The organism is Luteimonas sp. A478, assembly GCF_054052025.1.
Window position 1 is genome coordinate 1 of record NZ_JBSVRF010000011.1, and the last position, 13,193, is coordinate 13,193.

Sequence of the window (13,193 nt, forward strand, 5' to 3'; positions counted from 1 at the left end):
CCCCCCCCCCCCCCCCCCCCCCCCCCCCCACCCCCCCCCCCCCCCCCCCCCCCCCCCCCCCCCCCCCCCCCCCCCCCCCCCCCCCCCCCCCCCCCCCCCCCCCCCCCCCCCGGCCCCTCATGTTTCGAGGTGGCCGAAACAGCTTCGCAGCGCCAGTTGTCACGCGGCTTCGCGCGCGTGGCGCGCTCCTACAATGAAGGCATGAACCGGGCGCAGTTCCTCAGGCTGATGCTGGGTGGCGCGGCGGCGTTGATGCTGCCGCGGCCGCTACTGGCCGCGGGCGGGTATGACTTCCGCTTCACCCGCCTGCGCTATGAGTCCGGCGACTGGGACGTGGATGCGCGCATGCCGTCCAACGTGATCACCGCGCTGATCGATTACACCAACCTGCGGGTGGATCCGGACGAGCAGGTGCTGGACCTGGCGGATCCGCGCATGCTGGAGGCTTCGTTCTGCTACCTGGCCGGGCACAAGCTGGTGGAGTTCAATCCCGCCGAGCGGCGCAACTTCGAACGCTACGTGCGCAACGGTGGCTTCGTGTTCGTCGATGACTGCAACCATGACATCGACGGCCTGTTCGCAAAATCCTTCGAGGCGCAGATGACGTCGATCTTCGGTGCCGATGCGCTGCGCAAACTGCCCAACAACCACTCGCTCTACAGCAGCTTCTTCCGCTTTCCCGATGGCCCGCCCGCGACCAGTTACGAACTCAACGGCTGGGGTGATGACCTGGTCCACGATTACCTCAAGGGCATCGAAATCGATGGTCGCCTGGGCGTGCTCTACAGCAACAAGGACTACGGCTGCGAATGGGACTTCGACTGGCGCAACAAGCGCTTCCTGGCCGAAGACAACACCAAGTTCGCGGTCAACATCGTCATCTATGCGCTGACCGCGTGAACCACGGAACCCTGCAATGACCGACCGCTTGACCGAATCCGATGTACAGCAGCGCCTGGGCGCGCTGGATGGGCTGCGTGAAGCCATTGGCCAGGCAGTGGTTGGCCAGGCGGAAGTGGTTGAGCAGCTGCTGGTGGCCCTGCTCGCTGGCGGCCACTGCATGCTCGAGGGCGTGCCCGGGCTGGGCAAGACCCTGCTGGTGCGGACCCTGGGACAGGCGCTGGAGCTGGAGTTCCGGCGGGTGCAGTTCACCCCCGACCTGATGCCCAGCGACATCCTCGGCACCGAGGTGCTGGAAGAGGATCACGGCACTGGCCATCGCAGCTTCCGCTTCCAGAAGGGGCCGGTGTTCACCAACCTGCTGCTGGCCGATGAGCTCAATCGCACCCCGCCGCGCACCCAGGCCGCGCTGCTGGAAGCGATGCAGGAGCGTACCGTCAGCTATGCCGGCGTGACCCACGCGCTGCCGGCGCCGTTCTTCGTGCTCGCCACGCAGAACCCGATCGAGCAGGGCGGCACCTATCCGCTGCCCGAGGCCCAGCTGGACCGCTTCTTGCTGCAGCTGCGGGTGGAGTATCCGGATGAGGCGGAAGAGCTGGCGATCGTTGAACAGACCACAGGCACGGGCACTGCCGAGGTGCCGCGGGTGATGGATGCAGCGGCGGTGCTGGCGCTGCAGGCGCTGGTGCGGCAGGTGCATGTGGGTGGTGACCTGATGCAGTGGGTCGTGCGTCTGGTGCGTGCCAGCCGCCCCGGCGAAGGCGCGCCGGAAGCCGTGCGCAGCTATGTGAAGTGGGGTGCCGGCCCGCGTGCGGCCCAGTCGCTGGTACTGGCCGCCAAGGCCCGCGCGCTGCTGCAGGGGCGTCTGGCGGCGACGCGGGATGACGTGTCTGCACTGGCGGCGCCGGTAATGCGCCATCGCCTGCTGCTGTCGTTCGCGGCAGAAGCCGAAGGTGTGCATGCCGACGATGTGGTCGCGGCGCTGCTGCGCGAGGTGCCGCCGCCGGGCACCGCGGCCGACTGATCAGCGGGCGCGGTGATGGCCTGGGATCCGATCCCGCCGCAGCTGCGCGGCATGTTGCGTGCGCTGCGGATTGGCGCGCGTCGCGCCGCGGGCGGGCGTGGGTTCGGCCTGCACCGCAGCCGCGAGCGCGGTGCGGGTCAGGAATTCGTGCAGTACCGGGGGTATGAGCCGGGCGATGAACTGCGCCGGATCGACTGGAAACTCTACGCACGCAGCGACCGCTTCTACGTGCGCGAGGCCGAACGGGAAAGCCCGCTGGCCATCTGGGTAGTGGTGGATACCAGCGCCTCGATGGGACAGGCGGATGAAGGTCGTGGCGACTGGTCGCGGCTGGAAGCAGCCAAGTCGCTGGCCGCGTGTGTTTTCGAATTGTCCCTGGCCCAGGGTGATCCGTTCGGCCTGGCACTGGCAGGCAACGATGGCCTCTCCCTGATGCCTCCTGCGGCCGGGGTGCGCCAGCGCGACCGGCTGCTGCTGACGCTGCGCGAAGCCGCAGCGGGTGGTGGCTTCCCGACCGAAGACCGCTTGGAGACGCTGCGCCAGCGGATCGGTCCGGATGACGTGGTGATCCTGCTGGGCGACTTTTTCGACGACACCAGCGTTGCGCTTGCCACCCGGCTTGCAGGCGCGCGGCGCGAGGTGTTGGCTGCCCAGCTGCTGACCGTGGCCGAACGGGATTTTCCGTTCACCGAAGGGCGGCGCTTCCGCGATCCGGAAACCGGCGCGGAGCTGCCTGGTGACGGCCCGGCCATGCGAGAAGGATTCCTGGCCCGCTTCGCTGCCGCGCAGCGCGCGCTGCAGGCGCGCTTCAATGCCGCGGGTATCCGCCACACCGTGTACGTGCTGGATGAACCGCTGGAACTGCCGCTGCGGCGCCTGTTCGCCGGGGCGGGGCAACCATGAGCCTGGGCCTGCTGCTGCCCGCAGCATTGGCGGCACTCGCCGCGCTGCTGCTTCCGCTGCTGATCCACTTGGCGCGGCACAGCCAGATGGCTCCGACGCCGTTTGCCGCCATGCGCTGGTTGCGTCAGGCAGCGCGCCCGCAGCGGCGCGTGCGGATCGAGGAATGGCCGCTGCTGTTGCTGCGGCTGCTGCTGCTCGCTCTGTTGGCGCTGTGGCTGGCACGGCCGGTGCTGCATGGCGAACAGGATGTCGCGGGCTGGACCGTGGCGGTTCCCGGCGTGGATGCGGGCCAGGTACGTGCGCTGTCCGAAGGGACGGAGCCGCCGCGCTGGCTGGCGCCCGGCTTTCCACCGTTGGACCAGTCGGCACCCGAGGGCCAGGTGCCGGTCGCCAGCCTGCTGCGCCAGCTGGATGCGGAGCTGCCGCCGGAAGCATCCCTCACCGTCGCCGTGCCTGAATGGCTGCACGGCATGGATGCGCAGCGACCGCAGCTGTCGCGTCCGGTTGCCTGGCACGTGCTGCCGGGCGCGATGCAGGCCCCGGAGGCATCTCCTATAGAGCCCCTTGTCCTGCATGTGCGCCATGACGGCGACAGGACAGCCGCGCTGCGCTACCTGCGTGTGGCCGCAGCGTCGTGGGGCGATGCGGAAGGGCCGGCCGGCGAGTCGCTTCAGCCACAACCGGTCAACGAACCTTTCGATCCTGCCGCCACCCATCTTGCATGGCTGGCCGGCGGGCCGGTACCGGAGGCGGTGCTCGATTGGACCCGCGAAGGAGGCGTTCTGCTGCTGGACGCTTCCGCCGAAGTCGAACTGCCCGCGGGCTCCGTTACCTGGTGGCGCAGCGAGGTGGGCGAGCCGCTGGTGGAGGGCGCTTCGTACGGTCGAGGCCGGCTGCTGCGTTTTACCCGTGTGTTGGCACCGGCGCAGATGCCTGAACTGCTGGAACCGGACTTCCCGCTGCGGCTGCGCGGGGTGCTTCAGGGTCCACCGGCGCCGCCAGCAAGCGTGGCTGCGGTCGCCCACTCGCCGCTGCAGGTCGATACCGCGTGGACGCAGTCCCCGCGCGAGCTGAAGCCCTGGTTGGGGCTGCTGATCGCGCTGCTGTTCCTGATCGAGCGCTGGTTGGCGACGCCGCGCCGGCGTCCCATGCGGTCAGCCGGGGAACAGTCATGAGCCCCGCGCTGCGCCTGCGTCTGGCAATGCGTGCAGTCCGCCTGCGGGTGGTGCTGTCCAGCGCATTGGTTGTCCTGCCGCCAGTAGCCGCAGCCGCCGCGCTGGCATGGCGGTTTGGCGGAGCCGTCGCCGCGTTGGCGACAGCCGTTGCGGGACTGGCCGTTGCGACGGGTTTTACCACCTGGCGTGCACGCCGGATCAATGCCCAATGGCTGGCGCGGGCGCTGGACGTGCGGCGGCGCGATATGGAAGACAGTGCCGCGCTGCTGTTTTCAGCCCGTGCGCAACTTGCGCCCTTGCAGCTCCTGCAGCGTGAACGCCTGCGCCAGCGCATCGCCACTACTCCCATGCCGGACCTGCGGCCGCCGTGGCCGCAGCGGCCCGCATCGGTCGCCGCCGGCGGGGCCGTGCTGGTGATCGCTGCCGCGTTGATGTGGCCCGCCCAGGTTGACCGCGACGGCATGCGCGCCGCGCCATCGCAGGCCGTCGTGCCGGGCGCACCGCGGCTGGAGGCGTGGCGACTGAGGGTTGAGCCGCCTGCCTATACCGGACTTGAAGCCTGGGATGCCGAAACGCTGGACCTCGAAGCACCGCAAGGCTCGCAACTGCGGTGGACCCTGCGTTTCGCCCCCGAGCCCGATGGCGCCGCGCTGGCCTTCCATGACGGCGATGAGACTGCCATGGAACTGGGCGAAGGCGGCTGGAGCGTAGCGCACGCGCTGGCCCGTTCCGTGCTGTATCGCATTCTGCCTGCAGGCGCGCCGACGCAACCCGCACCGCCGCTGCACCGGCTGGACGCGGTTGCCGACCAGGCGCCCTCGGTGCGGGTGCTGGTGCCGGAACGCAGCCTGAGCCTGATGGAGCCGGGCCAGCGGCAATGGCAGCTCGCTTTCGAAGCGACTGATGATTACGGCGTGGCTGCCGATGCGACCCTGCGCATCACCTTGGCCCAGGGTACCGGCGAAAACATCACCTTCGCCGAGAGCACCCGCATCGTTCGCGGCAGCGGTCCGCCGACGCGCAGGCACTTTGAGACCACCCTGGATCCGATCGCACTTGGGCTGCAGCCTGGAGAAGACCTGGTGGTCCTGCTGGAGGTGCGGGACAACCGCGAGCCCGGCCCGCAGAGCGGCCGTAGCCCCAGCCTGATTCTGCGCTGGCCACCGGCGCCGCCGCCTGATGTGGATGGCCTCGATGCCTTTGCGCGCGAAGTGCTGCCGGCATATTTCCGCAGCCAGCGCCAGATCATCATCGACGCCGAAGCGCTGCTGGAACAGCGGCCCGCCCTGGCGCCGGAGCTGTTCGCCGGGCGCTCTGATGCCTTGGGCGTGGACCAGCGCATCCTGCGCCTGCGCTACGGCCAGTTCATGGGCGAAGAGGCCGAGGACGGTCCCGGCCTGCCGATTGATGACGCGCCGCCGGTACCGGCGCCGACCCTGTTGCCGATCGACGATTTCGGCCAGGAGCCCGAGCCGCTCCCCGTGCCGGCTGGTGGCGACAGCGACCACGCCCACGCCAACACGGGAATGACGACCGACCTGCACGACCACGACCATGGGGGCGGGCAGCCGCGCGAGGCGGCCGCCTTCGGCAGCATGGAGGGCGTGCTGGAGGAATACGCCCACCTGCATGACCTGCCCGAGGCCGCGACTCTTCTGGATCCGCGTACCCGCGAAACCCTGCGCCTGGCGCTCGGTGAAATGTGGCAATCCGAGCTGGCCCTGCGCCAGGGCGATCCGGAACGGGCGCTGCCGTATGCCTACCGCGCGCTGGCCCATATCCAGCAGGTCCGCGAGGCCGACCGCATCTACCTGGCCCGGGTCGGCACGCAGCTGCCGCCGATCGATGAAAGCCGACGCCTCGGTGGCGAGCGCGACGGCATTGCCCGCCGGGCGCTGGCGCCGACCCTGCGCGACGCGGGTGGGGATGAGCTTGAATCCCTGTGGCAGTCCATGGCGGAAGCCCCGGGTATCGAAGGCGCGGACCTTGAGCTGCTGGATGCCTGGGCCGCTGCCAACGGGAACCGCCTTGACGATCCGCTGGCGCTCGCCGCGGCGCTTGATGCGCTGCGCCGCGAGCCCGCCTGTATCTCCTGCAGCGAGGACCTGCGTGCATTGCTGTGGACCCTGATCGAGCGCCCGGCTGCGCAAGTGCCGCGTCGCGCTGAGGCGGATGCGGCCGGCGGCCGGTACCTGGATGCGCTGCAGATGGAGGCGCTGCAGATGGAGGGCGGGCCATGAACGTGATGTCGCTGTTGCCGGCGATGATTGCCGTGGCAGTGGTGCTGGCCTGGGTGCGACTGCTGTTGTGGCAGCGGCGTTCGCCCGGCCCGCTCTGGCGTTTTGTCTTGCTCATGCTGCTGCAGCCGGTCTGCGCCGGTCTGCTGTACCTGACGTTGATACCGCCACAGCAGCCGGTGCAGAGCGGCACCTTGAGCGTGCTGACCGCCGGCGCAGACCCTGCCCGGGCAACCGGGGCGGTGGTGGTGTCACTGCCCGAAGCCCCGCCTGCGCTGGATGCTTCGCCGGTTCCCGACCTGGCCACGGCGCTGCGCCGCCACCCGGGCATGGGCCTGCAGGTGCTGGGCCACGGGCTGGAGGCGCGGGACCGGGAAGTGGCGCGTGGCCTGCTGATGGATTTCCAGCCTGGACCGCTGCCGCAGGGCCTGACCCATCTGTCTGCGCCGCAGCGGATAGTGCCCGGGGCGAAGTTTTCCGTCAGCGGTCGGGTGGAAGGGCTCGCGGGTGGTCAGGTGCGACTGCTGGATCTTGCGGGGCAGGTGGCTGGCGCCGTGGAACTGGATGAGAGCGGGCGCTTCAGCCTGGATGGACATGCGCGTTCGCCCGGGCTGGCGCAGTACGCCGTTCAGGTCCTCGACAGCGCCGGCGAAGACACAGGCCGGGCCCAGGTGCCTGTGCAGATCGCAGCTGATCCGCCACCCCGGGTGCTGCTGCTTGCCGGCGCGCCCAACCCCGAGTTCCGCCACCTGCGCCGCTGGGCCACGGATGCGGGGCTGGACCTGCACGTGGAGGTCTCCGTGGGCGGCGGCGTGGGACTGGGGGATGGCCCGGCACCGGTCACGTCGGAAGGCTTTGGCAACTTTGATCTGGTGATCGTCGACGCACGCGCGCTCGCCGGCATGGGTAGCACGCGGCGCGCTGCGCTCGTGGAGGGAATGGCCGCCGGCCTTGGGGTGCTGGTACGGGTGGACGGTCCGCTGTCGCCTTCAGCCCGCAGCCATCTGGCAGCCCTGGGTCTGGCAGTGGAAGGCGAGGGTCATGTGGAACCGGTGGCCTTGCCAGCTGTTGAAGATGCCAGCCTGCTGCGGGCACGCATGGGGCCGGGAAGCGCGGAAGCTCCGTTTGACCCCGCCCTGGCTGACGAAGCGCCGCCGCAGCTGGAGCGGCGGGCCTTGCGGCCGAAAGCTGCCGATGCCGTACCGCTGGGCACCGGGGCCGACACCGTCTTCGCCTGGTGGCGGGCGCATGGGCGAGGCCGGGTGGGCTTTTGGACGTTGACTGACAGCTACCGTCTGGCATTGGCCGGACGCGGCGACCTGCACGCGGAACTGTGGAGCGCAATGGCGTCCATATTGGTCCGGCCGACGGCCGACAGCGCGCCGTGGTTCGACCCTGGGGCGCGGGCCGGAACGCGGATGGCTACCTGCGGCCTGACGGCATCGGAAGCAGTGGTGACGGCTCCGGATGGACAGGTGACAACGGTGCTGGTGGACCCTGCCGCGGGTGCGGCGGAATGCGCTGCCTACTGGCCGCAGGTGGCGGGCTGGCACCTGCTGGAAGCCGAAGGCGGGCGCTGGCATTTCCATGTGCGCGCTGCCGGCGAGGCCCCGGGGATCGAGGCGGCCGCACTGCAGGAAGCGACGCAGCGGCTGGCAGCCGGGTCAGGGACGGTAGAGCCAGCAAGGTCGGCATTGACTGAAGAGCGGCGTGGGCCGTCGTGGCCGTGGTTCCTGGCCTGGCTGGGCGCTATCAGCTTGCTATGGTGGCTGGAGCGCCGGCGTTTACCCGGGTCCGGCACAGCAGCCGGCCACGGCCGGAGTGCGCTGGAACAGGATTGACCCTGCTGCGCGCCCTGGTGCTCGGGGTGCTGGTGTTGATCGTGAGGCGGATCCGTCTCCCACCGTAGGAGCGCGCCACGCGCGCGAAACCGCGTGACATCGAGCTTTGCGGCGCGGCGTCGGTCATTGCGCCCTTACCGAAGCCTCGGCGAGCCGCCGGGATTCACGCGGTTTCGCGCGCGTGGCGCGCTCCTACAAGAGCGGTCTGGCGCGTCGCATGGTCCGGCATCGGGAGCCGCTGGTCAGCCTTCGTCTTCTTCGAACTCCACTATTGCGTCCAGGTCGAACGCCAGCGCCTCCACCGCTTCACGCACCTTGCGCGCGGTTGACAGGTTGGGCGCATCAACCTCGATCTCGTGCGTGTCCGGTCCGCGCACGTCGTGCAGGCCGGCCGAGCTGGAATCTTCATCATCCATGCGCGACATCAGGTCGGCGATTTCCTCGACGTGCTCGATGCCGTCAATGCTTTGCAGCAGGTTCATGATGCCGCGAACGGCATCATCGTTGCCGGTCAGGCGGATGTGGAGCATGGGCATGGTGGTCTCGCTTGCTGGTCCAGGGGCAGCCGCAGGCTATGGCTGCCCGGGCGAAGCTTCCGTGATGGCCGCAGCCCCCGACCGGCGCTGCTCAGCCTTCCCCGGCAAGGCGCGTGGGCAGCGGGACGTTGCACAGGTCGATGTGCCCGGCCGGCTGCAGGTACCAGCCGTCGCGGCGGTTGCGGCGCGACTCCACCACTGCGTCGAACAGCGGCGTATCGGTGCGCAGCAGCTGCAGCGGCGTGCGCCCGGATTCGGGTACGTCGGAAGCCAGCCGCACGGACCGGATCGGGGTGCGCTGGGCCGGGTCTTCATAGAAACCCAGCGGGCCGGATCCGCGGGCCATCGGGCTGAGCAGCTCGATGCCGTGAACCACGCGTCCCACCAGGGTGATGTTGCGGTCCAGCTGCCGTGGCGACTGGCCGGTGACCGCGTACAGCTCGGTGCCGATGCTTGAATCGGGCTCTGCCCCGCGGCCCGCTCCCACCATTGCATAGCAGTGCGCCAGCCACGCCATGCCGGTATCGGGATCACGCGCGGCGGGAAACCCGGCCACGAAGCCCACCTCCGGTGCCCAGCCGTCGGCGTCGGGCAGGCGATGGAAGTCCAGGCCGCTGGCGCTGCGCTCGAACTCCGCCGGCAATGCCTCGCGTGCGCTGCCGATCGGTCGCCGTGCGTCACCTTCCGCCGGATCACCCCACTGCACCACGAAGTTGTCGTGCGAGCGGTAGATCGCAAGCCCGTCCCAGAAGTGTTCGCGCGCCAGCGTGCGCAGGTTTTCCGCGTGCGCGGGAGCGAACCCCGGCGCCAGCTCGATGATCACCCGACCGGTGTCGAGCTCCAGGTACAGGGTGTTGTCCGCATCCAGCTCGCGCCAGTCATCCGCGCTGGATGACTCCAGCAGCTCGCCCATGGAAGGCGGGAGGGGCTCTTCGGCGGTGACGGGAGCAGCGATGAACATTCCAGCAAGCAACACGCCAGCAAGCACGGGCAGGGCGGGCAGGGAAAAGCGGCGGTGAGGCATATCGGCCATCCAGATGCGGAAAGCCCCGATTCTGGCAGAAATGACTACTGGCACATTCGCTATACATAACTTATGCATAGTCTCGCCACATGCTTTGGAGAAGACATGCGTGACACCAGCGCCGACGACGAGCTGCAGCTGCGGAAGTTCGAGAAGGAACTGAGTACGGGCACCGTGTCGCTGGTGCTGCTGGCGGTGCTGGCCGCTGCCGCCGAACCGATGTACGGCTACCAGATCGCCAAGCGCCTGGAAGCCCTCGGCGACGGGGTGCTGGCCGGAAAGCAGAGCGCGCTCTACCCGGTGCTGCGCAACCTTGAAACCGCCGGCCTGCTGGACAGCCATACGGCGCCGTCGGATGCCGGTCCACCGCGCCGTTACTACCGCATCACCGCCACCGGCCGACGCAGCCTTGAGCATCGCGCCAGGTCCTGGAGTGCCACCCGCGATGCCGTCGATTCCATTCTGGAGGGAGTGAATCCATGAACGCCCGAGTCCTGCCAACCAATATCCCCGAATACCTCGCACACCTGCGTCAGGAGCTTGCGGGCGCCGACCCGGCGCTGGTGCAGGACGCCCTGTACGACGCCGAGGAGTACCTGCGATCGGAGCTGGCCGAGAACCCGGGCCGGAGCGAGGCGGAGGTGATCGCCGCAGTGGCCTCCAGCTACGGGGCACCGGAAGAGGTCGCAGACATCTACCGCGAGACCGAGGTCAAGGTGCAGACCGCGCTGCGGCCGCCGCAGCCGGCAGCCCGCAAGTCTGCACTGGGCCGGTTCTTCGGCGTTGCCGCCGATCCGCGGGCCTACGCATCGCTGTTTTACATGGTGCTGGCACTAGCCACCGGCATCTTCTACTTCACCTGGGTGGTCACCGGACTGTCGCTGTCCATCGGCCTTGCCTTCCTCATCATCGGCATTCCGTTCGTGATCCTGTTCTTCGGCTCGATCCGGGTGCTCTCGCTGGTCGAGGGCCGCCTGGTGGAAGTCATGCTGGGCGAGCGCATGCCGCGCCGGCCCCTGTACAGCGCCCGGGGCCGCAGCATCTGGCAGCGTATCGGCGACATGTTCACCGACCCGCGCAGCTGGAGCACGCTGCTGTACATGCTGCTGATGCTGCCGCTGGGGATCGTCTACTTCACCGTCGCAGTCACCCTGGTGTCCGTCGGCGTGTCACTGGCCGTCTCGCCGCTGGCGCTGCTGCCCGGGGTGCACCTCAATGTCTGGCTCGGAGGCATCGACCTGGTCCAGGATGCGCCCTGGCTGCTGCCAGTGGCGTCGCTGATAGGCGTGCTGCTGCTGTTCCTTACCATGCACCTGGCCCGGGGCATCGGCAGTCTTCACGGCCAGCTGGCCAAGCACCTGCTGGTCAAGACCTTCGCGCAGGCGTGAGCCTGGCGGAGGCTGGGCTCAGGCGCCGTTGCGCGGCGCGGCGGCCTTGCCGGCAGGAGCCTTGCGCACAGGAGCCTTGCGGGCAGCGGCCTTGGGCGCAGGGGTTTTGCCGGGGGTGTGTGCGGCAATGAAGTCGCGCACCTTCGGGTAGACCTGGGTGCGCCAGCGACGGCCGCTGAAGATGCCGTAGTGGCCGACCCCCTGCATGGTCACCCGCTCCCGCTTGGCAGCGGGAATCCCGGTGCACAGCTCGTGCGAAGCGTGGGTCTGGCCCTGGCCAGAGATGTCGTCCAGCTCGCCTTCGATCGTCAGCAGCGCGGTGCGTGAGATGGCGGACGGATCCACCCGCTCACCGGCAACGTCCCACTCACCACGCGGCAGCAGGAACTCCTGGAACACGATCCGGATGGTGTCCAGGTAGTACTCGGACGGCATGTCCAGGACCGCGTTGTATTCGTCGTAGAAGCGGCGGTGGGCCTGGGTATCGTCGCCATCTCCCTTGAGCAGGTCCTGGTAGAAATCCCAGTGCGACTGGAAGTGCCGCTCGGGATTCATCGCAACGAACCCCATGTGCTGCAGGAAGCCCGGATAGACCTTGCGCCCCTTGCCCGGATAGTTCACCGGAACCTGGTGGATCACGTTGTTCTCGAACCACCACAGCGGCTTCTCGGTGGCCAGGTTGTTGACCGCGGTTGGCGACTTGCGCCCGTCCACCGGGCCACCCATCAGCACCATCGACAGCGGTGTGGTTTCCCCGCCTGCGGCCATCAGCGAGATCGCCGCCAGCACCGGCACCACCGGCTGGCACACGGCCATCACATGCAGGTTTTCGGCACCGATGGTGCGGATGAACTCCTGCACATAGGCAACGTAATCATCCAGCGTGAACCCGCCCGCCTCCCTGGGCACCATGCGCGCATCGACCCAGTCGGTGATGTACACCTTGTGGTCGGGCAGCAGGGTGCGCACGGTATCGCGCAGCAGGGTGGAGTGATGGCCGGACAGCGGCGCCACCACCAGCACGGTGGGCTGGTCCTTCATGCCCAGGATGCTCTCGGCGTCGTCGGTGTAGCGCTTGAAGCGCAGCAGCCTGCAGAACGGCTTTTCAACGACGACCTTCTCGACCACCGGCACGTCGTGGCCGTCCTTGATCACCTGGTGGATGGCGAATTCGGGCTTCTCGTAGTCCTTGCCGATCCGGTAGAACAGCTCGTTCGCCGCCGCCAGCTCGTCGGACCCGGGGAGCGATGACAGCCAACTGCTGGAGGTGGAAAAGGCCTTGGCGTTGGCTTCGGCCCAATAGGTGAGCGGAGCCGTCATGGCGCGGCCGAGTTCGTGGAACTGATACAGGAACATGCGCTGGGGAAACCCCTCTGCGGAGAAATGCTGCGGTGCAGAATATACGATCGACGTCAGCGCGGCATGAACTGGGGGAAGGGCGCCGCTGCGGGGTTCAGGCCGGCAGTTCCAGCGCCGTGGCGCCTTCCGCCAGCGCAGGTGAGAGCCAGCAATGCGAGCCCAGCTGCTTCAGGCCCGCGGCGTGCAAGCGGTTCCGGTAGAAGCTGGCGGGACGGCGCAGGAAGCCGTCATCGTCGCCGATGGTCAGGTCCTGGCGGGTGAAGGTTTCCAGGAACGCCACCCCGCCGCACAGGTCGGCCAAGCCCGCCAGGCCGCGATCGATTTCGCGTGCGGGCAGGTAGTGCAGCACATCGGCGCAGATCAGCAGATCCACGGGAGGGCAGGGGCGCAGGTGTTCGAAATCGGCAAACCGGGCCCAGTGCAGGCTGCGCCGGGCGCCATAGCGCTCGATCGCGTACTCGCTGCTGTCAAAGCCCAGGTAGTCCAGCTTCGGCCGCAGCTTGAGCAGCGGCGCGCGCCAGGCGCCTTCGCCGCAACCGATGTCGAGCACGGTGCGGATCGGCCGCTCCAGGTGGTATTCGGCGGTGGCCACGGCCAGCGCCACCTTGCGCGCCAGCCGCTGCGGTCCACCCAGTCCGGCGCCGCGATACCAGCGGTCGAAATATTCGCGGTCGTAATGCTTTTCCATCGATCAGATCCCGGAATTGACTGCCTATTGTAGGAGCGGGGGGGGGGGGGGGGGGGGGGGGGGGGGGGGGGGGGGGGGGGGGGGGGGGGGGGGGGGGGGGGGGGGGGGGGGGGGGGGG

At 68.9% G+C, this 13,193-nt stretch carries 12 protein-coding genes; 8 read left to right on the plus strand and 4 right to left on the minus strand.

Translation table 11 applies throughout. The features are described 5' to 3' along the window. The first annotated feature begins 201 nt into the window (after nucleotides 1–201). The 6 genes from ACW7G3_RS13960 to ACW7G3_RS13985 are packed head-to-tail and all read left to right on the plus strand — an operon-like array spanning nucleotide 202 to nucleotide 8,080. The gene (locus ACW7G3_RS13960) at nucleotides 202–900 is read left to right on the plus strand and encodes a DUF4159 domain-containing protein (RefSeq protein WP_456983507.1); all 699 of its coding nucleotides are present in this window, start codon (nucleotides 202–204) and stop codon (nucleotides 898–900) included. 16 nt (nucleotides 901–916) lie between these two features. After that, nucleotides 917–1,924 (plus strand): AAA family ATPase, encoded by a 1,008-nt coding sequence (locus tag ACW7G3_RS13965; protein ID WP_456976759.1) that lies wholly within the window; start codon nucleotides 917–919, stop codon nucleotides 1,922–1,924. Nucleotides 1,925–1,939: 15 nt separating this feature from the next. Further along, entirely contained in the window at nucleotides 1,940–2,827 is an 888-nt protein-coding gene (locus tag ACW7G3_RS13970) for a DUF58 domain-containing protein (protein ID WP_456983508.1), read from the plus strand. After that, complete coding sequence (locus ACW7G3_RS13975; RefSeq protein ID WP_456983510.1) at nucleotides 2,824–4,002, plus strand: BatA domain-containing protein; 1,179 nt, start codon at nucleotides 2,824–2,826, stop codon at nucleotides 4,000–4,002. Before ACW7G3_RS13970 ends, ACW7G3_RS13975 begins: the two co-directional genes overlap by 4 nt. Beyond that, nucleotides 3,999–6,242 carry a hypothetical protein gene (locus ACW7G3_RS13980; RefSeq protein WP_456983511.1) on the plus strand — a complete coding sequence of 748 codons (2,244 nt, stop codon included), beginning with the start codon at nucleotides 3,999–4,001 and terminating at the stop codon, nucleotides 6,240–6,242. Before ACW7G3_RS13975 ends, ACW7G3_RS13980 begins: the two co-directional genes overlap by 4 nt. Next, the gene (locus tag ACW7G3_RS13985; protein WP_456983513.1) at nucleotides 6,239–8,080 is read left to right on the plus strand and encodes a carboxypeptidase regulatory-like domain-containing protein; all 1,842 of its coding nucleotides are present in this window, start codon (nucleotides 6,239–6,241) and stop codon (nucleotides 8,078–8,080) included. The genes ACW7G3_RS13980 and ACW7G3_RS13985 overlap by 4 nt, the downstream gene beginning before the upstream one ends. Nucleotides 8,081–8,322: 242 nt before the next feature. On the opposite strand, the gene ACW7G3_RS13990 is transcribed toward ACW7G3_RS13985, so the two are convergent. Both ACW7G3_RS13990 and ACW7G3_RS13995 read right to left on the minus strand, forming a co-directional pair. Beyond that, the gene (locus ACW7G3_RS13990) at nucleotides 8,323–8,616 is read right to left on the minus strand and encodes a hypothetical protein (RefSeq protein WP_456976767.1); all 294 of its coding nucleotides are present in this window, start codon (nucleotides 8,614–8,616) and stop codon (nucleotides 8,323–8,325) included. 91 nt (nucleotides 8,617–8,707) lie between these two features. Beyond that, nucleotides 8,708–9,718 carry a peptidylprolyl isomerase gene (locus tag ACW7G3_RS13995; RefSeq protein WP_456983515.1) on the minus strand — a complete coding sequence of 337 codons (1,011 nt, stop codon included), beginning with the start codon at nucleotides 9,716–9,718 and terminating at the stop codon, nucleotides 8,708–8,710. Nucleotides 9,719–9,745: 27 nt separating this feature from the next. Here ACW7G3_RS13995 and ACW7G3_RS14000 point away from each other — a divergent pair, with 27 nt between their 5' ends. Together ACW7G3_RS14000 and ACW7G3_RS14005 are read left to right on the plus strand one after the other, a co-directional pair. Continuing rightward, nucleotides 9,746–10,123: a PadR family transcriptional regulator gene (locus tag ACW7G3_RS14000; RefSeq protein WP_456983516.1), complete on the plus strand. Its 378-nt coding sequence runs from the start codon at nucleotides 9,746–9,748 to the stop codon at nucleotides 10,121–10,123. Next, nucleotides 10,120–11,028: a sensor domain-containing protein gene (locus tag ACW7G3_RS14005; protein WP_456983517.1), complete on the plus strand. Its 909-nt coding sequence runs from the start codon at nucleotides 10,120–10,122 to the stop codon at nucleotides 11,026–11,028. Before ACW7G3_RS14000 ends, ACW7G3_RS14005 begins: the two co-directional genes overlap by 4 nt. An 18-nt stretch (nucleotides 11,029–11,046) precedes the next feature. Here ACW7G3_RS14005 and ACW7G3_RS14010 read toward each other — a convergent pair whose 3' ends face one another. Together ACW7G3_RS14010 and ACW7G3_RS14015 are read right to left on the minus strand one after the other, a co-directional pair. Beyond that, complete coding sequence (locus ACW7G3_RS14010) at nucleotides 11,047–12,384, minus strand: polyhydroxyalkanoate depolymerase (RefSeq protein ID WP_456983519.1); 1,338 nt, start codon at nucleotides 12,382–12,384, stop codon at nucleotides 11,047–11,049. Between the two features lie 97 nt (nucleotides 12,385–12,481). Beyond that, nucleotides 12,482–13,075, minus strand: coding sequence for a class I SAM-dependent DNA methyltransferase (locus tag ACW7G3_RS14015; protein ID WP_456983520.1), 594 nt, complete (start codon nucleotides 13,073–13,075; stop codon nucleotides 12,482–12,484). Between the last annotated feature and the right edge of the window lie 118 nt (nucleotides 13,076–13,193).